Origin of the sequence: Streptomyces sp. NPDC060000 (assembly GCF_042737375.1) — a bacterium.
Classification (GTDB): Bacteria; Actinomycetota; Actinomycetes; order Streptomycetales; family Streptomycetaceae; genus Streptomyces.
Genome location: NZ_JBHWUU010000069.1, coordinates 1 through 22,585, shown reverse-complemented (window position 1 = coordinate 22,585; position 22,585 = coordinate 1). Strand labels below are relative to the sequence as shown.

Sequence of the window (22,585 nt, the reverse complement as noted above, 5' to 3'; positions counted from 1 at the left end):
CGAGCCCCTATCGGTACCGGGCACGGCGCGTGATAGAGCCCCACACGTCACCCGTACGGGGCCGGGCGGGGCTGCCCAATTGGGCAAGAATGATCTTGGCGGGGGTATCCGGTGAAACGTGGCCTCAGCCCTCCGATAGGTTCCAGCCATGCAGATACGCACTATGGGGGGACCCTTCCTCGCCGCGGCAGTTGTAGCCGCCTCGATAACAGGGCTGAGTGCTCCGGCACATGCCGCTCCGGGAGGCTCCTCCTGCTCGGCGCAGGTGGCTGTACGAGGATTCTCCGACGCGCTGGACAAGACGCATTTCCAAGGCGCCTACGTCGGCAACCTGTCCTCACTGGCCGTGGACAACCGCGGGCGCATCTCGGCCCTGTCGGACCGCTCGATCATGTTTGGCCTGAACCGTGAACTGAAGCCGACGTCGGTGGTGCCTCTGGCTGACGAGGCCGGCCAGCTCCTTGACTCGGAAGGACTCGTCATTGACCGCGACGGCACACGTCTGGTGTCGTCCGAGACAGAGCCGTCGGTGCGCCGATACTCCGCAAACGGCAAATTGCTTGCACGGCTGCCCGTGCCGGCGAACCTGGCCATCACGCCGACCGGCGGGATCCGCAACCGCACCTTCGAGGGCCTGACGCTCGATCACACCGGCCGGACGCTCACCGCATCCATGGAGGGATGGCTGCGCAGCGACGGCATTGACACCCGACGCTTCCAGACCTGGCAGCGTCACGGGAACGGCGAGTTCACCGTCGGACCGCAGTACGCCTATGTCGCCGAGACCGGTTACGGCATCTCCGAGATCGCCGCGACAGGCGACGGCCGGTATCTGGTGCTCGAGCGGTCGTTCGCTGCGACTGTCGGCTGGACGGCAAAGCTCTACTTGGCCGACCCTCGGGGTGCAAGCGACGTGACCAGCGTCGCGTCGCTCGCCAGTGGGCAGCAAGGCGTGCGTTTCATGGGCCGAAAGCTGCTCGCGGATCTGGACAACTGCCCGGCCGGCAGCGCGGTGGCGCCTGCGTCGAACCAGGCCAACCCGCTGATCGACAACATCGAGGGCCTGGCCGTCACTGAGCAGTGCGGTGACCGGCTGCGAGTTTTGATGGTCACTGACGACGGTGAAAGCGCGACGCAGACGACGCGCCTCTACACGATGGACGTGCGCCTGCCCCGGCGTTGACGTCTGGCAAGAGCAGAGCCCGGCCGGTCGGACGACTGGCCGGGCTCTGGTACGTCTCGGGTTGGTCAGCGGCCGAAGGTTCGGGTCTGCGCGGCGTGGACGGCGAGGGCCTCCAGGAGGGCGGCGTCGTTCCATTCGGGCCACAGGCGGTCGTCGAAGTGAAGTGTGGCGTCGGCGGACTGCCACAGGAGGAAGCCGGAGAGGCGGCGTTCACCGGAGGTTCGGACCACCAGGTCGGGGTCGGGCTGTTGGGCGGTGGCCAAGTGCTGGCCGATGCCGAGGGCGGCCGTGTCGTCGCCGGCGTTGAGGTGTGCCGCGGCGCGGGCGGCCTGTTCGATGTCGCCACGGCCGTCGTAGCCGATGCCCAGGTTGACGGTCATGCCTGGCAGGCGCCGGGTCTGGGCTTCGGCTACGCGGATGGTGTCGACGAGGGCGTGGGGCGCTCGGTCGAGTCGGCCGATGATCCGTACGGGTCCGTCGGCATCGGCTGCGGCCTGCCGGACAAGCTGGCATGTGACCTTCACCAGGGGCTGCAGGTGCTCCTCTGCGCGGTCGAAGTTGCGTTCCGAGATGATGAACACGGACGCCACCTGGACGCCGAGAGCGCGGCACTGCGCCAGGGCGCGGTGGACGGCCGCGGTTCCTGCCTCGTATCCGGTTTCGACGCTCAGCCCCTGTCGGGTGGCCCATCGGCGGTTCCCGTCGGCGATGAAGGCGATGTGCCGGGGCAGCGTGTCCAGCACCACGGGCGGGAGGAGGGCGAGGCGTTCATCTGCGGTCATGGCTCCGGGGTGTAGAGCCTGGTAGTGGCTTGTGTCGCGTGGCCGGTGCTGGGCGACTGGCACAGATTTGGTTATGCCAGCAGGAACGGCACCGCGGTTGCAGCGCCGAGGACGGCTCCGGCCGCGGTCTGAGCGATGGTGTGGTAGTTCAACGCGACGCGGGACCAGCACACGGCGGCGGTGAGGGCGTAGGCGAGCAGCCACCACGGGGAGTGCACGCACGAGAGGATCGCGGGCACCGCGGAGGCGACGGCACTGTCCACACTGATCTTCCACTTCCCGGCGTTGTTGACGGCCAGGAGGCCGATGGTCATGAGCCACAGGGCGAGCATCGCAATGAGGATGCCGGTCGGGGCGTGGCCCACGACCATGACGGCCGATCCGATGCCGATGGACGCGAGGATGACGAAGAAGATCGGGGTTCGCTTGGCGCGGTCGACGACGTGCCGGTCGCCCCAGGTGCCGCGCTTGCGCTCCCACTCGATGTAGGTGGCGGGGATGATGCCCGCGCACAGGGCGGCGAGCAGTCCCCACGGGATGCCGCTCCAGCCACCGGCGGCAGCACCGATCCCGGTCATGCCGACGAGGAGGATGTTGCGGGGCTGGAATACGTCGGTGACCGTGCGGGCGGTGGTCTCAGGCGTGGTCATGCGGGGGCTCCGGCGTCGGCGAGCAAGTTCTGCGCTTGGGTGGGAGTGGTCTTCTTGTAGGCCTTGGCGACGCGGCGAAGCCATGCGGCTTCATCGTCCTGGTCGGCGGCCTGCTGCTGTTCGAATGCCGCAACCGGGCCGGCCGGGGTTCCTTGCTGCTTGGCGGCGAGTGCCGCCTTGATCCAGTACGCCTGTGCTGCGGCGGCGTCTCCTCGGTCGGCCAGGTCCTGGGCCGCGGCCATCAGGCTGTCGGGGACGTGGTGGCGTAGCTTCTCGATCGCATCGGCCATGTCGTGGACCCAACGGTTGAGCTGCAGGTCGGCGTCGACGTCGCGGCGGGTGAGTTCCTCGAACCGGGAACGCGGGGGCTCCATGGGCATGTTGGGGAAGGCAGTCATCAGCTCGTGCCACATCGGGTAGATGCGGGCGAGTGCCCTCCAGGCGCGTGCACGGCGCAGTCCGTTCTCCGTTGCGGGGACCGAGACGCCGAGCGCGAAGAACACGAAGAGGAGCTGTTGCATCGCCTCCGTGCCGGCGTCGACGTCGAAGGCGGTGTGGTAGCTGGGCTGCTCGACGAGCCAGTACCACATGAACAGCATCCGGCCGAAGGAGTAGACGACGCCGAGAACCATGGCGAACGCCATCATGCCGAGGCCGACGCGCAGCAGCTTGCGGTTCTCGTGGCGGAACGCTCCAGCCCACTGGTAGAGGCAGATTGCGGAGGCGGAGCCGAGGTAGGTGTAGAAGACGGTCATGTAGGCGGTGGCGCCCCACTGCCCGGCGTGCTCCGACAGGAACCGGTCGCTGGGGTGGGAGCGGTCCACGATCGTGAAGAACATGATCGTCATGAGCAGGAACGCGAACAGGGCCGTCTTCGAGGCAACGCGTTGGATGAAGCGGGACACCCGCACGGCTCGCGCCATGTCGCCCTCGGGCGGGTAGTGCCCGTAGACGGCGACGATGTAGTACAGGATCGCCAGGATCGCCATGCCGGCCGAATAGTGCTTGACGAGGATCGACGCGTCTGTGATCGCGCTGTTGTTGAGCCCGCGGCGGACGATCTCCGTCTTGGTCCACAGGGCGATGGAGAAGCCGAGGAAGCACCCCCACAGGGAGCGGCGGCGGGCGTCGGCCCCGCCGAGGGCGCGCCAGATGGCGACAGCGGTCATCAGGGCGGCTACGGCGTAGCCGGCTATCTCAAGCACAGGGGTCCTTGGAGCTAGGAACGGCGATTGAACGGGTTGCGGAACCGGCCCTGCAGTCGGCGGCCGCCGACTGGGTGGGCGAGGGTGTCGCCGAGGCGGCCGAGCATGTCGTCACTCGGTACGGCCCGCGCCAGGCGAGGGATCAGGTGCGCGCCGAGTTCGGCGACTTTCTCGTCGTCGCTGTCGTAGTTGGCGCGGGCCTGGATGGGGCGGTCCGCCACGAAGCGCTTGAGCAGAGTCGGGTTGAAGACCGGCAGCATTTGCTGCAAGTCGTCCATCCCCAGCGTGCCGCCATGATCGAGCCACTCGTGGGTGAGTTCGTGCAGCACGACGTGGTCGGTCTGGTTGATCGTTGGCCGCCTGCGGAACAGGATCATGCTGAAGTCCGGGGCCTTGACGCGTAGGCCGCACGCGGTGTTCGGGTTAACCACCTGGTCAGGCAGGGGGACGAGCAGGATGCGGCGCCCCCGCTCCTGCTCCATGTTGCGTACGAGGGCCGGGATGCTGAACTTCGCTGGAATGGGAAGGTCAGCCAGCCCGTCCTCGCAGGCTTCACGCAGCTTCCGCAGGGACATTCGCGCCTCGGTCGTTGGATGCGGGCTCGAGCTGGTTCTCGGGGTGGCTGAGTCTACCTAGCGAATACGAACATACGTTCGTCACGCTTCCCCCTCTGGGCCGACGTCTCCATGTTGGTATGCGCGGACCTGGTTGAGGACGAACTCGAGGAGATCGGGCGACAGGCCGGCGTCCCCGACGCCGCGGCCTGCGAGGCCCGCGATGTCGCCCGTGCGGGTCCCGGCGAGGAGTGCGAGCCCCGCCATGACCTCCTCGACCACTTCGGATTCGTCCTTGAAGAAGCGCCAGTTGGAGATGCCGAAGCCGAGCGCAAGCGCCTGCAGTGTCTCGTCACGAACTTCGGTGATCTGCCCCTTGCGTAGCTTGCCGAAGTAGCTGTGTGAGAGGGCGCCTCCCTGGCTTTCGACCATCCTGCAGAACTCGCGGTCGCTTGGGGTGCCATCAGGGAAGGCGTGCTCTAGCAGGTAAATGATCTTCTCTTGAAGGGTGCGTGGCTCATCTCTGAGGTCATCGCCATCGCCCATCATCTCTCCCACAGCAGCCTGCCTACGTCCCGGTTTGTTCGATTCCATGTCGGCAGGTTCTTGCCGCTACAGCCCAGGCCACAGTGCGGGATGTCGCTTCCCGTTCACCTTCCGGTTGCTGGACTAGTTCGAATCCGAATCCGGCTTGCGTAAACACTCTACGTCACTGTTAACTCAATGACACACTCGACCAGCCGGTGCGAGTGAGTACGGCCCGTGCTGTCGCCGTGCACCGATCGATCACCAAACGGGACGGACAGACGTGACAATCTCGCCGCCGGAACGTGAGCCGCTGACCCAACGGGCAAACGCATCTCTGTGGCCTTTCGCCGAGGAGAACAGCATCACCTTCGCCATCGGGCCCGAGACCAACGCCACCGAGGCGTTGGAGCGAGCCGGCGCGCTGGCTACGTTGGCGTTGCCACGAATACTCGAGGGCGCGCCCGACGCCGGCAGAACCTGCGCTGACGTGCAGGCCGTCCTTACGGAACTGGTGGACGTCACCGCCCGACACCAGGCAGGCGACAGCCTGGTCGCACGAATCGCGTATGACGGGGCGCACGTCACGGTGTCGGTGGGGGACATTGACCGCGCGCTGCCTGCGCCGGAGGAGGAGCCGGGCCTATACCTGGTCCACGGCGTCGCCTCCGACGTAGGGCAGTATGTGGGCGACCACGGCGGCCGGGTCACATGGGCCTCGGTCCCGGCATGACGTTGCCCCCGGCCGGAGTCCGGCAGAGGGCAAACGAAAGACGACGACGACCTACAAGTCGAGAGCTGCCCGGAGCGCCTGGGCCACACGCTCCATGTCCTCGGCCGACAGGTAGCCGAGGCACTTGCCCTGTTCGAACCGCAGGGGCCGGAACTGGTGGATGTCAGATGCCATGACCACGCCGCGCACCGGAGCCTCGATCGGGACCGTGAGCAGCGTGTCGAGGGCGTCCTCGACTTCCTGGACGAGAACGCAGGCGATGCCGCCCGCGTGGTGCCGGATCACGGCGTTGTGCTGGACAACCAGGACCGTGCGATCCCGGCCCACGGTGGGCACGCGCCACACCGCCCCCCTCAGAACCTCGGTCACGCGGCGGCCTCAGCATCCGCTTCGGCGGCCTCGAACAGATCGTCCGCAGGGTCGATGGACTTGATCCGCGTCACCTCAACCATGGCGTCGACCAGGAACTTCTCCCGCAGCGCCTCCTCGAGGTACGCGGACAGATTGTTCCCGCCGGCGACCCTGGCGCGGCGCATCAGATCCTTCGGCAGGGTGATGCTGGTGCGCTCTCGGGTGTCTCCACCCGCCGTGTTCCGTGTCGTCATACGATCCATCCTACCGCTCGACATACACCGGTGTAAGGTGTGATCGCCAACACCGGAAACGGTAGCGGCAGACATGCAGAAGGGGCGTCAACCTGGCCCGGTCGACGCCCCGACTTCCTACCCGGTCCTCGCCAAAGGGGGTAGGGACTGCTTAGCAACGAGCATACAGGCTGCTCGGCGCGGACCACTCGTTTCCGCGCCCGCCTGTGATATTCGCGATGCGCAGTTCCTGCTCTCTGAACAACAGAGAGAGTCCACATGAGCACTACCCAGATCGGCGCCGTACTCAACGTTCCCGCCGACATCACGCCCACCGAGCGCCTGGTGCTCGTCCTGCTCGCCCGGGACGCCGGCCCGGACGGCGTCGCCTTCCCGACCGTCGGCCGACTCGCCACGGCGGCGAACATCAGTACCTCGACCGTCTCGCGCGTGCTGCGCCGGCTGGTGGCCCTCGGCCTGCTCGAGCGTGCCGGCTCCTTCACCGCCAGCGGTGCGGCCGCGCCCACGGCGTACCGCGTGATCGTCGACGTCCAGGCGGGCGACGGCACCGAGGAGGGCCTGGCGTGACCATCAAGCACATCGCGATGGTGCTTGAGGCCGAAGGGCTAGACGGGCCCGAGAAGCTGCTCATGATCGCCTACTGCAACAGGACCGACGATCACGGGTACTGCTGGCCCGGCCAGCAGCGCCTCGCCGACGACTGCGGGACGTCCCCGGCCACGGTCAAGCGCGTCAAGAAGAAGCTGATCGAGAAGAAGCTGATCGCCTCGCAGCGGCGCCTCGACCCGAAGACGGGCGAGCCCATCACCAACCTCACGCGCGTGAACCTCGAGCTCCTGGCCGCCATGAAGCGCAAGCCCACGGACTACGACGACAACGTCATCGAGAGGATCACCTTCGCCGCCGACGCGCCGCTCCCGCAGAAGAAGCGGAAGGCCCAGAAGGGGGCCGGACAGGGCGCTGACCAGGTGATGGCTCAAGATGAGCCCGACCCTGTGGACAACCCCGACACCCCCTCTGACGTGCTGAGGGATCAAGATGAGCCCGACCCTGAGCTCAAGATGAGCCCGACCTCGGGTCAAGATGAGACCGACCTCCCCCCCAAGTTGAGCCCGGGGTCGGGTCAGGTTGAGCCCCTAACCGTCAGTGATCCACCACAGAACCATCAGGGAACCGTCCATCCCTCCGTAGGTTCCACGGAGCACCCCTTGACGGAGGGATGGACGGACGGCCAGAAGTCCCCCCAGCGAGAGATTCCCCTGACTGAGGGCGTGCGGTTCCTGACACAGCTTGGCGAGACGCACCCGAAGCTGAGGATCACCGGCAAGCCTCTGCAGGATCAGGGCCTGGTCGTCGACGAGCTGTTCTCCCGCGGCTGGAAGGACGAAGTCCTGTGGGAGCTGCTGACACGGCCGCTCCCGCAGCCCCTGCGCAAGGACGTCAGCGCGATCATCGCCAAGCGGCTGCGGGACGCCCTGGACTCGCCGCTGCCCGGCCCGCGCCGGACGTGGGAGGACCAGGAGACGCCGACGCCCCGGCAGTTCACCGGGGGCACCGATCCGGTGGTCCGCCGCCGGTACGAGTGCGACGGGGACCACGGCCTGTGCGGGCGGCCTGTCGAGGCCGAGGGCGACCAGTGCCCGGCCCACGCGCGCGAGCCGCAACCGGCGTGGTGAGGGGCGCCGGGAACGGCGACGCCCGCCTCCGAAGTGTTCGGGGCGGGCGGTCAGTCGGGGCGGCGCATGCGGTTGACGACTCCTGCGATCTCCTCGGCGTCGCCGCGGTTGTCGTACCAGGACACCGGCAGGCGCCGTTCCTCGGTGTCGACGACGGCGAACGGCTGCAGGCGCCCGTGGAGTACAACGTTGTCCTGCGGCCGGTACTCGACGCCGAAGCGCTCAGGGGGTTCGTCGTCCGGGCCGCCGATGTGGGCGAGACGCTCGGCGATGAGGGAGGTGTCCACGCCTGCCGGGGGAGTGGGGGTCGGGCGCCGGCGGCCGGGAGGTTCCGGCAGATCGCTGGGCTTGACGTCCAGCTCCTGCAGGATGTCGGGGACGTAGCCCAGGTGCCGGGCGACGATGTAGTCGTTCTGCTCCTGGACCGTCCCGAGCTCCCGGTTCCCCAGGCGCACGTACAGGGCGACCAACTCCTCGAGGGCCGCGGCCGCGGTGCGTTCATCGCCTCTGGAGCGGGCTATGCGAATCTGCTCGATCAGGGGGCCGGACGTCGCGGCGAACGAGTCAGACACGGAGTGGCTCCTACCCACGTCGGAAGGTCGGGGCGTGCCACGCTACTACCCGCCCCTATGGTCTCGGATAACGGGCGTGGGCGCCCCCCTCTCCTAGGTGCTTTTCGCGCGCCAGGCAGGGCGCCTCGCGGCGCGGCTGGCAAGGAGGGAGGGGCGCCCACGCCCGTTATCCAAAAGATCAGTCAGGCCGAGGCGACAGCCCCGCGATAGGGCGTTTCGGCGACTCGCATCACGTAGAAGAGATGCAGGTCAGGTTCCTTCTTCGTACGCAGGACACCACGGCGCCGGCCCGTACGGATGACTGTGGTCAGGCTTTCACGGGGTAGGCCCAGCTCCTGCACATGCGCGGCCGCGGCCGGCATGACGATCCACTGGTCGTAGGGGAGTCGCATCAGGGCCGCGTCGATCTGCGCCGGCGAAATCGGGGCGTGCGCGGGCGAGGCGTGCGAGGACATCGCGGGGGTGCTCCTTCTCTTCGGGTTGGGCGCCCGCCGAGTTGCTCTCTCGACGCTCGCCTGCAAGGGCAGATTACAGTAAGCCCAGGGAAATCGGCCATTGGTCATCCGGCCGGTGACTGGCGCAAGATGGCCGGTTATGCTTCCTTCGCGCCACGCGGAAGACGATCCTCCTTTACCCCGGTTGGGTGTTCTGGCAGTCCGAACCGCGAGTCGGGCGCCAAGCCGGCACATGGGGGGACATCACGCCGTGACGGACAGCACCGCAACTATTGACCAGCTCATCGCATGCGCAGCCGCCGGGGGGCCGGACGCGCCGGAGGCCATGAGCGCGTTCTACGCGCGTCTCAACGGGACCGTCTACAACTGGGTCCGTCAGTACATCCGGGACCCGCACAAGGCCGAGGACCTCGCGCAAGAGGTCTGGATCAAAGTGGCGCAAAACGTGGGCCGTTATCGTCCAGGAACGAATCTTCTCGGCTGGCTGATGACCATCACGCGGAACACCGCGGTCGACCACCTGCGCAAGGAGCAGCGCCGGCCCACCGAAGTTCTGCACGCCGATCACCTGCAGCTCGACCGGCCGCGGCCGGGACTTTCCGTTCACCAGCAGGCCGAGCGACGGCAGTTGGCCGAGGCCATGGCCGTACGAATGAACGAACTCAAGCCGGATCAGCGCACCTGCCTGCGGCTGCGTTTCTTCGACGGACTGAGCCCGGCGCATACTGCTGAGCTCATGGGCAAGACGGAAGGCGCGGTACGCACCTTGACGGTACGGTCGTTGCGCCGGCTGGCCCAGGTACTTCCGGAGGGTGACTCTTCCGCCGAACTGGTGGAGGAGCTACTGAAGCTCGCAGTGGGCAAAGGGAACGTTGTCGGTGTTCGGGTCCAGACTTCACAGGAGAGGGCGCCTCATGTGGCGACGCGCTGACAGGGGAGCGGAGCGCCTCGAGCGTGCTCTGGAGGGCGGCCCGGTCCCCCACGACTCGGAGACCCGTCGCTCGTTGGCGGCCGCCGGCGGCCTGACCTCGGGCCACGGTCGGAACCCTGCCCGGGTTCAGCAGACGCACGACGCGATGATGTCGGCTTTCATGCGGACCTTGAACCCGCGTGAGTCCCGCGACGACGCCGGCACCGACGACGGCCTGGACCAGATGGAGCTCCACCGCACGGAGGTCGCGCTCCCCAACGGTGGCCAGCTTGTGCTGTCCGACCTCGAGGAGATCACTCCTGAGCGCCTGGAAGAGGCCGCCCAGATGATGGCCGAGATACTCGCGCGCCGTGCGAAGGACCACCACAGTTGAGCAGCAGCCCCACCGAGAAGCTCGACATCGTCGTGGGGAAGTTCCCCACCGATGCCATGCTCTGCAACATCAAGGGCGTGCGCACGCTGTTCATGCGTGAGTCGCAGACGTTCACCAACGCTGTGGAGAACGTGCGCAACGTGCTGCCCGGCATCACGATCGAGGCCGCGGAGCGGATGATCCGGGAGCAGTGTCCGGAGTTCCGGGACCTCGACGAGCTGCTCGGGCGGACCGACCCCGTCCCGCCGAGCGTGGAAGGCCCGTCGACCGCCTGGGCGGTCGACGTCGCGAAGGCGCAGCTCCCGCGCAGCAAGCGCCGCCGGAAGGTGGTCCTCGTCGCCGCGCTGCTGCCCGCGCTCGCGGCGAGCTGGGCCCTGGGCCGGTACACGAACGTCGCTGACACCAGCCCCTCGACCAAGGCCAGCGCGCCGGACGCGACACCGAACACGGCCGAGTTCGGAGCGGGGGCGGGGAAGGCCCCGTTCACCGACCCGAAATTCGAGTGGTTTTCCGGCTCGAGCGAAATCGATTGCGACCCGATAAACACGCTCGAGGCCGAGTGCACCGACGCCGACGGCATGGTGATGTCGACCAAGGCCGCCACCGGCCCGGACTCGACGATCTTCACGTTCTCGTACGGCAGTGAGCGCATCGGCCTGCGGATCTTCTACGACGCCGAGTATGCGGACACCTGGGCGCGACAGGACGGGTCCAAGGAGCTGTACCCGCACATGAAGGTCCACGACCGGTACGTCCTGTGGGGCACCGACCCCGGACGCATCAAGGAGTACGCGGACCTCCTGGTGGACGCGGACAAGCACAAGTCCGCGGCGCCGACTGCGATGGGCGGAGCCACCCCCCTGCCCCCGCGGCTGGCCGCGCTCACGTTGGGCACGCTGGGCCTGAACAACCACGAGGTGAACCAGATCCTCGCCCGCCCGGTGACGAGCGACGCACCCACCATGCTCGCCGCCCGCCTGGTGCTGGGCCTGGTCACCGCGCCCGTTTGGTTCGAGTCGGGCGCCGACGACATCGTGGCGCTCGCGGCCGGGATCGAGCCGCATCCTCCGACGACGGGCACGACGGAGGGCAGTACGCCCGTGGTGGTGCCGGTCTCGGAGCCGAGCGCGCCCACCACGAGCCCGTCGACGCCCACGGGCGGGGGGTCGACGCCCACGACCACGCCGTCGACGGACACGAAGCCGTCCACGCCGACGACTCCCACCACGCCCACGGCACCGACTCCGCCCGCTACGACGCCTCCGCCCGAGACGCCGAGCGAGCCCTCGACGCCGCCGGTCGCCGACCCTGCGCCTAGCGATCCCGAGCCGTCCACGCCGCAGGCCGCCGAGACCCCGGCACCGGACGACGATCCGGCGCCCGTCGAGGAGACGCCCGCGCCCGTGGAGGAAGACCCGGCCCCGGTCGAGGAGACCCCGGCACCGGTACAGACGCCCGCCGAGGGCGCTGCTCCGGTGGAGGAGCAGGAGCAGGCCCCGCCGGCACAGTCCACGGGCCAGGTCGGCGACGACCTGCTGATCCTGGACTCGGCCTGGACGGTCGCGGCCGCCGCCTGAACAGCCAGAAGGGCCCCGGACGTCGGTCCGGGGCCCTTCTGCATGCCCAAGGTCAGAACGGCGGTTCCTGCGTCGCCCACGGGTCGTCAGAGACCGGGCCCTGCGCCGCGGCCGGACGATGCGCCCCGCCTCCGGTGGTCTTGGTGACCCGGGCCGTGGCGTTGCGCAGGCTCGCCCCGACTTCCTCGACGTCCAGCTCGTAGACCGTGCGCTTGACGCCCTCACGGTCCTCGTAGGACCGCTGCTTGAGGCGCCCTTGGACGATGACGCGCATGCCCCGCTGGAGGGACTCGGCGGCGTTCTCGGCCGCCTGGCGCCACACGGCGCAGGTCAGGAACAGGCTCTCGCCGTCCTTCCACTCGTTGGTCTGCCGGTCGAAGGTGCGCGGAGTCGAGGCGACGCGGAACTTGGCCACCGCGGCGCCGGACGGGGTGAAGCGGAGTTCGGGGTCGTCGACCAGGTTGCCTACGACGGTGATGACGGTCTCGCCTGCCACGGACGGGCCTTTCGAGGGTCGGGGCCGGCCCGCGGGGTGCGGGCCGGCCGGGAAGGGTCAGGTCAGGAGAACAGGAGCTTCCACGTCTGCGGGCCGGGGATGCCGTCGGCGTCGCCCTTGAGGGAGGCGTGCGCGAGCTGGAAGTCGCGGACGTTCTGCCGGTCGGCGTCGGACCACTTGGGACCCGGGCCCGAGGTGTAGTGCTTGCCGTAGCCCTTCCGGACGAGCTGCTGCCCAAGCAGGGTGATGGACGCGTTGTTCTTGCCGGGGCCGAACTTGTCGGCGCCGGGGAACGGCGGGGCGGGCTTCGCCGTGACCTTGCCGGGCAGGGTGCCCAGCAGCTCCTTGAGGGAGGTTTCGCCGGGGACGCCGTCCGCGGCCGCGCCGCTGTACCCGAGGGACTCCTGGAAATCCTGGTAGTTCTTGGTGTCGGCGTCGGTCCAGGTGGGGCCGGGGCCCGAGGTGTAGTGCTTGCCGAACCCCTTCTTCACCAGGGCCTGGCCGACCTTGGTGACGTGGTCGCCCTTGGCGCCGTAGCCGTAGACCAGGCCGTTGATGGTGACCTGCGCGCGGGATACCTCGGAGCTCGAGCCGCCGCCGGGGAGGGAGCCGCCCGGGTTCGGGGCGGGCGCGTAGTCGCCGGCCGGCATGCCCGCCTTCACCCAGGCGTACAGCTTGGTGCCGGGGCAGGCGGTCGCGAAGCCGTCCCGGTGACCGCGCTTGGCCAGGGTGCGGCCGGTCTTCTTGCACGCCTCCTCGTACAGCGCGCGGCACGCGGCCAGGGCCTTCGCGCTGGGCTCCTGGTCGCCGCCGATGGCGATCTGGACACCGATACCGCTGACGTTGTGGTTGGGGCAGTGGGCGCCCTGCAGGCCCCAGCCGCGGCCCTCGTAGATGTTGCCGGCCTGGTCGACGACGAAGTGGTAGCCGACTCCGCTCCAGCCGTTGCCCAGGTGCTCCGCCTCGATCGCGCGCATGATCGCGTAGCCGGTGCGGGTGATGTGCGCGCCGCCGTCGTAGTGGACGAAGAACTCGGTTCGCTGGGACAGCGAGACGGACGCCGGGGTGCCGTTCCAGGGCTTCGCGCCCCAGGTGGCGCGAGAGATGATCGTGGTCATGGGTGCTGTGCCCTCCGGTGCTGAGATCAGGAGGGGGCACCGTGCAGGGCGCTGGTGGCTAACGTCGCGTCCTGGAAATGGCGACGGCCCCGGCGAAGGTGCCAGAGCCGTCTACGTGGGCCCGTATTGCTGCCTGGGGCCGCTGCGCGCGTTCAGCGGCCGCGCGTGCACGTCCTGCGATGCGCCGATCGTAGCGGTCAGTCGACGACCTCGGCGTCGACGACGCTGCCGTCCTCGAGCTCCGGTGGGTACTCGACCGAGAACAGGCTTCGGTCCAGGCGCTCGGCGAGCGCGGACAGGTCGACGGGCCCGTCCTCCGGGCCGGCGCCGATGTCGCCCAGGCCGGTGATCTCGACCGCGACGATCGCGTCCTTGCCGTAGTGCTCGCGGTGCTGCCGCTCGAGGTACCAGGCATCGGCGCGCCAGTCGGGCGACGTGCGGTCCTCCACGGTCTCCTCGACGATGTCGCCGGTCACTGAGTCGCGGAACCGGCGGGTGGTGACCTTGGTGACGATGCCGCCGTCGGCGACCCGTCGGATGTTCATCATGGCGCGCGCGGCCGCGGTGGCGCGGGCGGTGCGGACCTTCTCGTACAGGGCCGCGTACTCCTCCTCGTCCGGGTTCGGTTTCTCGCCTGCCTCGCGGGCCTCGAGCTCGGCGCGGCCGCGGGCCATCCACGCCAGGAAGCTCGAGCGGGATACCCCGGCCATCTCGGCGGCCAACTCGACGGCCACGCCCGTGCGCGACGCGCCGACGAGGCGCGCCTCGACCTCGTCGGAGAGCAGGCGTGGGCGACCGCTGCGGGCCTGTGGCCGGCGTGCCTTGCGTCGGGTGGACATGGTGTTCCTCGAAAGGGCGGATTAGCGGCTGGACGTGAACATGTGCCCACAGGCCGGGCAGGTCGTATGCGGTGCGCGGCCCTCGTCGTCGGGACTGAGTTCGTCGCCGCGCTCGCCGTCGTCGGGCAGGTGCAGCAGGGGCGTCTCATCCTCGCGGCCGCCGCCGGGCAGGGTCTCGGGGTCGACCTGGCCGAACAGCTTGTCCATCTCGTCGGCGCGGATGGCCAGGGAGTCGAACAGCTCCTGCTCGTTCGTGGCCAGGTCCTCGAGGACCTCGGCGAGCTCGCGCGGGTCCCATCCGCCCTCGCCTGGAAGGCGGTTCAGCTTGATGGCCAGGGCCTCGGCCTCGGCGTCGCTCCTCGACGACCAGCCGCGCAGGATGGGGACGAGCCAGCCGCCGTCCTCGTCGGTGACGATGCCGCTCGGTGTGCGCATGCCGCGGGATTGCATCTCGATCAGGGACTCCCGGCGACCGTGGCCGTGGAGGGTCTGCTGGGTGCGTTCGTCGACGACCGGAATCTCCACCAGGCCGTGCATGTCGATCGACGCGATGATGAGTTCGAGCTCGTGCCGCTTCGGGTTACGGGCCGCCGGTGTCAGGTCGGTGAGCGGCACGTAGGCGATAAAGCGCGGCGGCCTGGCGATCGTCTCGGTCACGGCTGGTGCGGTCCTCTCCCAGGTGTCGGTGTCCCGGCAGCGGGAGAGAGCTGCGAGCCCGCGGACTTCAACCGCGGCGCCCTGCCTCGCAAGCAGGGCGATGCCGTCATGGCCGACCCTCACCCGCCGCCGGGCCGGTTCCACCCTCGTTCCGGTTGGGGTGGAGCCGGGGCCCGGCCGCTTTCGGTGACGTCGCCGAATGCTGCAGAGCCGCGAGGAACGTAGGTCGGCGCGCCGTTAACGTCGCGTGCTCCACAAGGCATTTCCCTAGGTGTACTATTCGGAGCGGCTGGGAGAGCAACCCAGCTACCTGGGCCTAGGTGTAACAAATTTCGGCCGGTGACGTACCTCCATGCGACGCCCCGAAGACACCCCGCCCGGGAGAACCCGAATCCTGGGCCACGGCGTCCGGGGAAGAGAGGAACACCCAGATGTCGAACGACGTCGCCGAAGACCCCGCCGAGGGCCAGCAGTCCAGCGCGCCGTCCCTTCGCAAGCTGGCCGTGATCGGCGCGGTCGCGCGCGCCATGGTGGAGCACCAGAAGGCCAAGATCCAGCCTCGAGAGGACGCCCCGCGCGAGGCCCTCACCAAAGCCTTCGAGACCTCGAAGCAGCCGACGCTCGTGGTGGACATCGACGGCGAGGAGGTCGGCAAGTACACCGTCGGCGTCACGAAGGACACGTTTCAGATCGGCGACCCGGCCGCGTTCGAGAAGTTCGCGGAGCAGAACGGCGAGCTCGACATCGTCATCGCGCCGAAGCCCTCGTTCGTGAAAGCGATGCTCGCGCGCGCCCGCAGGAACCCGGAGACGGGCGCCATCTTTGACTCGCAGACCGGCGAGGAGATCCCGGGGGTCACGTTCGTGCCGGGCGGCAAGCCCAACGGCAGCGTCCGCTGGACGTGGAAGACGTTCCGGGGACAGGACACCGGCAAGGACGTGCTCATGGCCGCGCTCCGAAGCGGTCGCCTCTACGAAGACCTCAAGGAGACGCCGGAGTTGCTGCCCAAGTCGCAGCCCGGCGCGAGCGCTGAGTGACACCGACCGTTTGGGCCCGGCCCCCTGCGGCCGGGCCCCTCTCCCTGGGGACCAGCACCATGACCGCCGCCGCGACCGCCACCCGGAAGCTCTCCGACCGCGCGCACCGCATCGTTTTTGAACTCGCTCTGCATGACGGCAGGTGGGTCGACGTCACCGACGTCTACACCCGCCTCGGGCTGACCTCACACCAGGTGCGCAGCGCCCTCAACGAACTGATCTCCGCGGAGATGGCCGAGAGGAAGCGGCGCCCGGTGGCCTCCGAGTCCGGTTGCCGACGTACGCACCGAACCTATTTCCGTCTGACCGACGAAACCCCGAGCGAGGCCTCCGCATGAGCCGCCTGTCCAGTCCCACCGGGGTTCGAGTCAACCGGCGCCCCCGGTTCGTCTCCATCGACTCCAAGACGGTTCGGGACACCACCATCAGCTACCGCGCGCTGGGGCTGCTGGGGTACCTCCTGGACCAGAAGGAAGGGTGGCAGGTCCGATCCGACCAGCTCTCCAAGGGCGAGGGGCGTGAGGGGCGCGGCGCTGTCCGTACGGCGCTGCGCGAACTCGCCGAGCACGGCTACTACCGGCTCGAGCGCCGTCGGCTGCGCACCGGCAAGTGCGTGATGGGCACGGCCGTCTCGGAGTACCCCGTCGAGCAGTGGATCCAGGACCACGACATTTTCAGCACCGTGTCCGACCCGGCCGTTCCCGTGGTCGAACAGGAGGACGGCACGTTCCTCGTGGAGTACCCCGACGGCACCTTCGGCAGCGACGGGTTCGCGCCGGACCCGTTCGACGAGGAGGAGCCGCCCGCCGACCCCGAGCCGGAGGACGACGAGGAGGAGGCCGCGGCCGCCGCGGAGGAGCCGCCGGCCGCGCCGGAGAACCCCGCGGCCCGCCCGCGGCGTACCCGCCGCACCCCGGCGCAGAAGGCCGCCGACGACGAGGAGAAGGCCGCCGAGAAGAAGCGGAAGGACGAGGAGAAGGCCGCCCTGGAGACGGCCGTCGAGGCGGTTGCGAAGTGGTGGTGGGAGGACGCCGAGAAGCACCTCGGCAAGTACGTCGGGAAGACCAACGGCTACGTGGCCATGCGCGGCATGGTGAGGAAGGCCCTCGAGGCGGGCTACACCCAACGACAGTGCGCCGATGCCCTCCGGCACGCGCGTAAGCACCTGCCCAGCGCGCAGCAGTGGCAGACCGCCCTCGGCGTCGTCACGAACCACATCATCCCGAGCCAGCCCACCGGGCGGATCCCGTACAGCGACAAGGCCACATGGGGCGAGCAGAGCGACGCCCCGACGTCCACGCCCAGCAACACCCCCAGCTCGACCGCTGACGACTCTGACGACGCCACGTTCGGCGTCATCGCACGGCCTTAAGGAGCGCCCCCGATGTCGGTCACCACGGACACCACTCACGCCGCCCCCGCGCGCGGCATGAACGCCTTCGGCGACCTGAGCGCGCACATCGTCAGGGTGCTGCAGAACAACGGCGCGGACATATCGAAACTCGGCGTTCCGCCCCAGCCCGAACCTACGGACGGGCTCTGGGAGGACGTGTCGGTGCCCCAGGCCCGCGCACGGTTGAACATGTGGAGGAACAGCATCGAAGACGCCGCCCAGAACGAGTACCTGGCGTTCCGATTCAGCCACCTCGACGACAACCAGAAACCGAACACTCTGCGGGGATGGCTCGACTCCCTGGTCGAGGCGAAGAAGTTGGACGCTCGACCGACCGTCCTCAACATGCTCATGCCGGGACCCATCGGCAGCGGGAAGAGTGCCGCGGCGTGCGCGCTCGGCAACGAGGCCGCGGAGCGCGGGCTGTGGACCCTGTACGTGAAGCACGCGACGTACCTGACGTGGCGCCGCCCCGACTCCGCGCCGCACAACATGAAGGCCTGGGAGGTGCGCAAGCGGTTCGTCGAGTGCGATCTGCTGATCCTCGACGAGCTGTGCGGCGAGATGGACGTCACCGCGACCGAGTTCGCGCGACGGGAGACCATCGACTTGATCGACGCCCGTATCTCGGCCGGGCGGCCCACGGCGTACACCACGAACCTGCGCAGCCGTCGCCAGCCGGGAAGCCAGGCGATGGGCGTGGTCGACATCCTGGGGGAGCGGCTGCTGTCCCGCCTCGAGTCCTCGGCGCACTTGGCGAAGATCGTGGGCCCGGACCGGCGGAAGCCGGCGCAGCCCCTCGACTGGTGATTTCGCTGCACCGAATCGCCCCGTATGCGCGCGTTACTGACGAGGAGTGAGCGTCGATAAAGGCACAGGAGTCGGAAGACGCTATATCGTTTGGTCGACCTGGAAGGCCATGAGCATAAGCCGACCGGGGAGACCCGAACGAGAGGAAAGGCGTCTTGAAGCTGTTCACCCGTGCCCGCAAGGGCGACGAGTTGAAGGCCCCCATCGACCCCGAGCCGCAGCCCCCCACCGACTCCGACGTCCCCCCGCTCAGCAAGTGGGAGCTCCGCGGCGTCAAACTGACCGCCCTTGGCGGTGCCGGCGTCGGAGGCCTCGGTTTCTACGCATCGTTCGACTCCGTGTCTGCCAAGGCCCTGGAGTGGGGCTTTGACGAGCCGTGGGTGCTTCCCACCGCCATCGACTCGGCCATCCCCGTTTTCACGGGTGCGTACCTGTTCCTCATCCGCATGGACATGCGGCTGTGGTGGGCGCGGCTCGTCCCCTGGGCGCTGAGCCTGATCACCTGCGCCCTGAACGTCGCGGCCGGCGACTCCCTGTGGTCCAAGGTCGCGCACGGCGCCATGTCCCTTCTCTGGGTCGCCGTCTCCGAGGTCGCCGCACACACCTACGCGGTCCGGATCGGCGCGGCCACCGGCCGCCGCCGCCGCATGGACAAGGTCCGGTGGTCCCGCTGGTTCCTGGCGCCGCTCCCCACCTTCCTGCTCTGGCGCCGCATGAAGCTGTGGGAGCTCACCTCGTACGACAAGGTCCTCGAGCTCGAGCAGGAACGCCTCGTCTACCAGGCGAAGCTCCACGCCCGGTTCGGTCGGGCCTGGCGCAGGAAGGCACCCGTCGAGGCCCTCATGCCGCTCCGTCTCGCCCGTACCGGAATCCCGCTGCAGCAAACGGCCGCGGACGGTCTGCTCGCGGCGGGACTCGAGCCGGGCATCTTCGCCCGGCCCGTCGAGACCGTCGAGGTGCAGGCGCTCCCCGCTCCGGCGCCGACCGTGCCCGCGGCGCTGCCTGGAGTGCCCGCGGCCGCCGCCCCGAAGCCGCGCCGGGTCACGGCCACCGTCCCCCCGCAGCCGCCCGCGGCCCTGGAGCCGGCGCCCATGCCGGAGCCGATCGCCCCGACCGCGGAGGACCAGGGCGAGCCCCAGCCGTTCGTCGTCCCGTCTTGGAGCACCGAGGAGGAGCTGCGCAAGATCCTCGTGCAGGTCATCGACGGCGGTCACCGTGACGTCTTCGACGGCCCCCTGACCGGCGCCGCGATTGCGGAGGTCCTCAACCAGAGCGAGGGCAACGGCCGCAAGGTCCGGGGCCGCATCATCAAGGAGTACGCCGCACAGAAGGGTGTCCAGATCCCGCCGCGCGCCACCGTCGACGACGTCTTCGCCGCATTCGACCAGGCGCTGACGGCAACCGGCTCGTAAGGCATCCTGCACCTACCCGTACCGAAGCGGCGGGCCCCCGACCTGGGGTGCCCGCCGCCTGCATGATCGGACCCACTCATGACACCGGAGATCCTGGCCCGGATCGCCACCGCCCGCGCCGCCCGCGACCTGTCCGACCTCGCCCGGCAGTTCGTCGCGACCACCGCACAGCCCACCAACCCGACGGAGCGCATCCGCAAGGCCCGCGAGCTGCGCGAGTTGGTCAACCAGCTCGTCGACCTGACCGTGCTCGCCGAAGCCTTCGGTGGTGCGCCGTGGGAAGACGTCACGGCCGCACTCGGCCGGCAGGACCCGGGCACCGTGAAGCGAGAGTTCGCCGACGACATCGCCGAGTGGGGCGGCAAGTCGGAGGAGGAGCTGGAGCGCGGGGCCGCAGGGCACGAGGCCATTGACGAGTGGTACGCCCGGCATCGGGAGGATCTGGACCCCGAGGCCTCAACTCCCGTCGATGATCTGCTCAACCGGCATTGAGCTACCCATCCGAGCGGGTAGAATAGTAAGCCGATGGCAACGGCGAGAGGTTAAGGCCTCTGCCGTTGCATCCTCCGCGGGCGAGCAACCCGGGGAACCAACGAAGTGAAGGAACACCCAGATGCCTGGTATCACCACGCCTCAGCGCGAGCGCAGATCCCGTAAGCCGACCGGTCTTCCCAACCCGCCGATGATTCTCCTCGCGGGCCCGGAGAAGACGGGCAAGAGCCGTGTCGCGGCCGAGGGCACCAGCTCCGATCTGATCGGCATGACGTACTGGATCGAGATCGGCGGGTCGGAAGGCACGGCCGACTACTACGGCCGCATCCCCGGAGCCCGGTACGAGATCGTCCCGCACGATGGCACCTACCAGGACATCCTCGACGCCGTCCGGTGGGCCGTGCACCAGCCCCCCGCCGTCGAGGGCAAGCGGAACATGATCGTGGTCGACAACGTCACGGTGCTGTGGGACATGCTCAGCGATGAGCAGGCCCTGTTCGCCCGGTGGCGCGCGGAGAGGAAGGCGCAGGAGCAGCGCCGCCGCGGCCCGAACCCGGACCTCCCTGTCACCGTGGACCCCGACCTGTGGAACCGGGCGAAGGACCGGTGGGGTGAGATCCTGTGGCACCTGCGACGGCACACCGGCCCGACACTTCTGCTTGCCCGCCAGGAACTCGTCACCGCGTTCGAGAACGACAAGCCCACCCGGGACAAGACCCGCAAGACCAAGGCGGAGAAGAACCTCCCGTCCGCGGTCGACGCCATCGTCGAGCTCCACGCCCTGGGGGAGGCGTACCTCACCGGCGTCCGCACCCTGCACTGGGACGTCACCCCCGGCCAGACCGAGCGGTTCGAGAACTTCAGCATCGACACCCTTCTGCGCCGGCTCGGCTTCCAGGAGGCTGCCCCCGCGCGCCAGGTCACCGAGACCCGGCCGGAGGCGTACCTGGACGAGCAGCAGCAGGCACAGCAGCGGCAGCAGCCCCAGCAGCGCCCGCAGCAGCAGCGTCAGCAGCGTCCCCCGCAGCAACTCCAGGACCAGGCACCGCGACAGGGACAGGCGCCTGTCCAGCAGGGGAACCAGCGACCGAAGCTGACGGGCGACCAGGCCGTCGCGCTGATCCGAAAGGCGCTCTCCGACGCGAACGACCCGGAGTCCGCGCTGCAGAACATCCGGGAGCAGTGGGGCATCGTCACCCTGCAGCAGATCCAGACGCGCACGGAGCAGTGGGGCGAGATGAGCGCGGACGCCCTGATCACGCGCTCCCTCGCGTACGCCAAGGGCCGGGCTGAATGGAAGCGGCAGCAGGCCCCCGCCGGGCAGCAGGGACAGCAGACCTCCGCCGGGCACCAGGAACAGTCCGCCCCCAGCACGCCCCCGCCGGGCGAGGGGCAGGGCACCGGGCAGTCGGACGGTGCTCGAGAGCACCAGGCGCACGAGGAGCCCGAGCCGCCGGCCGAGGACGAGACGCCCCCGCCGCCGGACCCAGAGTTCGAGGAGCCGCCCCTGGACGAGTCCCCCGAGGACACCAGCGCGGCCGAGGAGCCCCAGGACACGCCCCCCACCCGGCCCGCGGCCGCACCCCGGCCGCCTCGCCGGAGCCGGAACGAGGGCCTCGCGCTCAAGGCACTGAACGCCGAGGCGGACGTCCAGGCCCGGATCAAGATGATGACCGTGGGTGAGCACCTCGGACCGATCTCCGAGGAGGGGGAACCGCCCATGACCGTGCTCCGGGACTACCTCCAGCAGCACCGGCCCTCGATCATCGACCAGCTCGAAAAGGAGGGGCACACGGAGCTCGCCGCCTACTACCGGAGCGCTCCGACCGTCGATCCGCAGATTCAGCAGAAGTTCGCCCCGTACTTCGCGGGCGCGCCCGCAGGGCAGTGAAGTGACGTGAGGTGATGCGCGCCCGACCCCCTCGGGCGCGCTCCTCCGGCGCGCCGCGCCCTCTGCGATCTCATCACCTCACGTCACCTCAGCACGGCGCGCCCGCGCGCCTCAGCCCCACCGCAGGCGCGCCCGGGTGATCGCGCGCCGACCGCCCCGCGCCGATCCGCGCCCGCGCCGTCCTCGTCGCGCGCCTCGTCGCGCGCGCCCAGGCGCGCCTCGAGACTGCGCGCGCCGATCCCGACCGCGCCGCGCGCCGACCGGGCGCGCCACCACGCGCGCGCTCAGGCGCGCCGATCGGGCAGGCGCGCGCCATGCCCGCGCCACACCGCGCGCGCCTGCCCAAGATCGCGCGCGCGCCCGGATCGGTCGGCCCGCGCGCCCGCGCCCAGACCTCCGCGCTCAGGCGCGCTCAGGAAGGCGCGCCATGGCGCGCTCCTTTGACCTGCTCTTTTCTGGAGCGCGCCGCGCGCCTGGCCCCCGCGCGCCACAACGGGCGCGGCCTCCAGGACGTCGTCGACCACGCGCGCGCGGGTGGGGTGGCGCGCGCCCAACGGCGCGGTGGTCGCCGCGCGAGGCCGCGCGCCCGGCGGCGCGGATGGCCGCGCCAGAGCGCGCC

At 69.4% G+C, this 22,585-nt stretch carries 27 protein-coding genes and 1 pseudogene; 14 read left to right on the top strand and 14 right to left on the bottom strand.

Annotated features, from left to right (window positions below; all coding sequences use genetic code 11):
• The first annotated feature begins 265 nt into the window (after positions 1-265).
• Entirely contained in the window at positions 266-1,183 is a 918-nt protein-coding gene (locus ACFWBB_RS30910; RefSeq protein WP_385278875.1) for an esterase-like activity of phytase family protein, read from the top strand.
• A 65-nt stretch (positions 1,184-1,248) separates the two neighbouring features.
• On the opposite strand, the gene uppS is transcribed toward ACFWBB_RS30910, so the two are convergent.
• The 5 genes from uppS to ACFWBB_RS30885 all read right to left on the bottom strand — a co-directional run bounded on the left by uppS (position 1,249) and on the right by ACFWBB_RS30885 (position 4,968).
• Positions 1,249-1,965, bottom strand: a complete 717-nt coding sequence (gene uppS, locus ACFWBB_RS30905; protein WP_385278873.1) for a polyprenyl diphosphate synthase — start codon at positions 1,963-1,965, stop codon at positions 1,249-1,251.
• A 71-nt stretch (positions 1,966-2,036) separates the two neighbouring features.
• Positions 2,037-2,615 (bottom strand): hypothetical protein, encoded by a 579-nt coding sequence (locus tag ACFWBB_RS30900; RefSeq protein ID WP_385278871.1) that lies wholly within the window; start codon positions 2,613-2,615, stop codon positions 2,037-2,039.
• The gene (locus ACFWBB_RS30895) at positions 2,612-3,784 is read right to left on the bottom strand and encodes an MAB_1171c family putative transporter (protein WP_385278976.1); all 1,173 of its coding nucleotides are present in this window, start codon (positions 3,782-3,784) and stop codon (positions 2,612-2,614) included. The genes ACFWBB_RS30900 and ACFWBB_RS30895 overlap by 4 nt, the downstream gene beginning before the upstream one ends.
• Before the next feature lie 50 nt (positions 3,785-3,834).
• Positions 3,835-4,395, bottom strand: coding sequence for a toxin (locus tag ACFWBB_RS30890; protein ID WP_385278869.1), 561 nt, complete (start codon positions 4,393-4,395; stop codon positions 3,835-3,837).
• A gap of 81 nt (positions 4,396-4,476) precedes the next feature.
• Positions 4,477-4,968, bottom strand: coding sequence for a hypothetical protein (locus ACFWBB_RS30885; RefSeq protein WP_385278867.1), 492 nt, complete (start codon positions 4,966-4,968; stop codon positions 4,477-4,479).
• Positions 4,969-5,182: 214 nt separating this feature from the next.
• Between ACFWBB_RS30885 and ACFWBB_RS30880 the strand changes: the two genes are divergently transcribed.
• The gene (locus ACFWBB_RS30880) at positions 5,183-5,632 is read left to right on the top strand and encodes a hypothetical protein (RefSeq protein WP_385278865.1); all 450 of its coding nucleotides are present in this window, start codon (positions 5,183-5,185) and stop codon (positions 5,630-5,632) included.
• A 51-nt stretch (positions 5,633-5,683) separates the two neighbouring features.
• Here ACFWBB_RS30880 and ACFWBB_RS30875 read toward each other — a convergent pair whose 3' ends face one another.
• Positions 5,684-6,001 carry a type II toxin-antitoxin system PemK/MazF family toxin gene (locus ACFWBB_RS30875; protein WP_385278863.1) on the bottom strand — a complete coding sequence of 106 codons (318 nt, stop codon included), beginning with the start codon at positions 5,999-6,001 and terminating at the stop codon, positions 5,684-5,686.
• Positions 5,998-6,237, bottom strand: a complete 240-nt coding sequence (locus ACFWBB_RS30870; protein WP_385278861.1) for a hypothetical protein — start codon at positions 6,235-6,237, stop codon at positions 5,998-6,000. The genes ACFWBB_RS30875 and ACFWBB_RS30870 overlap by 4 nt, the downstream gene beginning before the upstream one ends.
• A gap of 258 nt (positions 6,238-6,495) precedes the next feature.
• Here ACFWBB_RS30870 and ACFWBB_RS30865 point away from each other — a divergent pair, with 258 nt between their 5' ends.
• Positions 6,496-6,804, top strand: coding sequence for a helix-turn-helix domain-containing protein (locus ACFWBB_RS30865; protein WP_385278859.1), 309 nt, complete (start codon positions 6,496-6,498; stop codon positions 6,802-6,804).
• Complete coding sequence (locus ACFWBB_RS30860; RefSeq protein ID WP_385278857.1) at positions 6,801-7,913, top strand: helix-turn-helix domain-containing protein; 1,113 nt, start codon at positions 6,801-6,803, stop codon at positions 7,911-7,913. Before ACFWBB_RS30865 ends, ACFWBB_RS30860 begins: the two co-directional genes overlap by 4 nt.
• A 50-nt stretch (positions 7,914-7,963) precedes the next feature.
• On the opposite strand, the gene ACFWBB_RS30855 is transcribed toward ACFWBB_RS30860, so the two are convergent.
• Both ACFWBB_RS30855 and ACFWBB_RS30850 read right to left on the bottom strand, forming a co-directional pair.
• Positions 7,964-8,485, bottom strand: coding sequence for a hypothetical protein (locus ACFWBB_RS30855; protein ID WP_385278855.1), 522 nt, complete (start codon positions 8,483-8,485; stop codon positions 7,964-7,966).
• Between the two features lie 182 nt (positions 8,486-8,667).
• Positions 8,668-8,940: a hypothetical protein gene (locus tag ACFWBB_RS30850; protein WP_385278853.1), complete on the bottom strand. Its 273-nt coding sequence runs from the start codon at positions 8,938-8,940 to the stop codon at positions 8,668-8,670.
• A 250-nt stretch (positions 8,941-9,190) separates the two neighbouring features.
• Here ACFWBB_RS30850 and ACFWBB_RS30845 point away from each other — a divergent pair, with 250 nt between their 5' ends.
• The 3 genes from ACFWBB_RS30845 to ACFWBB_RS30835 all read left to right on the top strand — a co-directional run bounded on the left by ACFWBB_RS30845 (position 9,191) and on the right by ACFWBB_RS30835 (position 11,821).
• On the top strand, positions 9,191-9,871 hold the full coding sequence (locus ACFWBB_RS30845) for an RNA polymerase sigma factor (protein WP_385278851.1): 681 nt from the start codon (positions 9,191-9,193) through the stop codon (positions 9,869-9,871).
• Between the two features lie 160 nt (positions 9,872-10,031).
• Positions 10,032-10,244, top strand: a complete 213-nt coding sequence (locus ACFWBB_RS30840; RefSeq protein ID WP_385278850.1) for a hypothetical protein — start codon at positions 10,032-10,034, stop codon at positions 10,242-10,244.
• Entirely contained in the window at positions 10,241-11,821 is a 1,581-nt protein-coding gene (locus ACFWBB_RS30835; RefSeq protein WP_385278849.1) for a hypothetical protein, read from the top strand. Before ACFWBB_RS30840 ends, ACFWBB_RS30835 begins: the two co-directional genes overlap by 4 nt.
• Positions 11,822-11,882: 61 nt before the next feature.
• On the opposite strand, the pseudogene ACFWBB_RS30830 reads toward ACFWBB_RS30835, so the two are convergent.
• The 4 genes and pseudogenes from ACFWBB_RS30830 to ACFWBB_RS30815 form a co-directional block, all read right to left on the bottom strand.
• Positions 11,883-12,317, bottom strand: a pseudogene (locus ACFWBB_RS30830) (single-stranded DNA-binding protein); the annotation flags it as partial.
• Between the two features lie 62 nt (positions 12,318-12,379).
• On the bottom strand, positions 12,380-13,435 hold the full coding sequence (locus ACFWBB_RS30825; RefSeq protein ID WP_385278847.1) for a peptidoglycan-binding protein: 1,056 nt from the start codon (positions 13,433-13,435) through the stop codon (positions 12,380-12,382).
• A 197-nt stretch (positions 13,436-13,632) separates the two neighbouring features.
• Positions 13,633-14,274: a hypothetical protein gene (locus tag ACFWBB_RS30820; protein WP_385278845.1), complete on the bottom strand. Its 642-nt coding sequence runs from the start codon at positions 14,272-14,274 to the stop codon at positions 13,633-13,635.
• 21 nt (positions 14,275-14,295) lie between these two features.
• Positions 14,296-14,931: a hypothetical protein gene (locus tag ACFWBB_RS30815; protein WP_385278843.1), complete on the bottom strand. Its 636-nt coding sequence runs from the start codon at positions 14,929-14,931 to the stop codon at positions 14,296-14,298.
• Positions 14,932-15,362: 431 nt separating this feature from the next.
• On the opposite strand from ACFWBB_RS30815, the gene ACFWBB_RS30810 reads away from it, so the two are divergent.
• The 7 genes from ACFWBB_RS30810 (at position 15,363) to ACFWBB_RS30780 (ending at position 21,966) form a co-directional block, all read left to right on the top strand.
• Positions 15,363-15,968, top strand: a complete 606-nt coding sequence (locus ACFWBB_RS30810) for a hypothetical protein (RefSeq protein WP_385278841.1) — start codon at positions 15,363-15,365, stop codon at positions 15,966-15,968.
• 59 nt (positions 15,969-16,027) lie between these two features.
• A complete protein-coding gene (locus ACFWBB_RS30805) occupies positions 16,028-16,306 on the top strand; it encodes a hypothetical protein (RefSeq protein ID WP_385278839.1) in 279 nt (92 codons plus the stop codon).
• Positions 16,303-17,340: a hypothetical protein gene (locus ACFWBB_RS30800; RefSeq protein WP_385278837.1), complete on the top strand. Its 1,038-nt coding sequence runs from the start codon at positions 16,303-16,305 to the stop codon at positions 17,338-17,340. The genes ACFWBB_RS30805 and ACFWBB_RS30800 overlap by 4 nt, the downstream gene beginning before the upstream one ends.
• Before the next feature lie 12 nt (positions 17,341-17,352).
• Positions 17,353-18,171, top strand: coding sequence for an ATP-binding protein (locus ACFWBB_RS30795; RefSeq protein ID WP_385278835.1), 819 nt, complete (start codon positions 17,353-17,355; stop codon positions 18,169-18,171).
• 155 nt (positions 18,172-18,326) lie between these two features.
• A complete protein-coding gene (locus ACFWBB_RS30790) occupies positions 18,327-19,583 on the top strand; it encodes a DUF2637 domain-containing protein (protein WP_385278833.1) in 1,257 nt (418 codons plus the stop codon).
• A 78-nt stretch (positions 19,584-19,661) separates the two neighbouring features.
• Positions 19,662-20,075, top strand: coding sequence for a hypothetical protein (locus tag ACFWBB_RS30785; protein WP_385278831.1), 414 nt, complete (start codon positions 19,662-19,664; stop codon positions 20,073-20,075).
• Between the two features lie 121 nt (positions 20,076-20,196).
• Positions 20,197-21,966, top strand: coding sequence for a hypothetical protein (locus tag ACFWBB_RS30780; RefSeq protein WP_385278829.1), 1,770 nt, complete (start codon positions 20,197-20,199; stop codon positions 21,964-21,966).
• Positions 21,967-22,250: 284 nt separating this feature from the next.
• Here the strand turns inward: ACFWBB_RS30780 and ACFWBB_RS30775 are convergent.
• The coding region (locus ACFWBB_RS30775) for a hypothetical protein (protein ID WP_385278828.1) at positions 22,251-22,585 on the bottom strand (335 nt) is incomplete at its 5' end.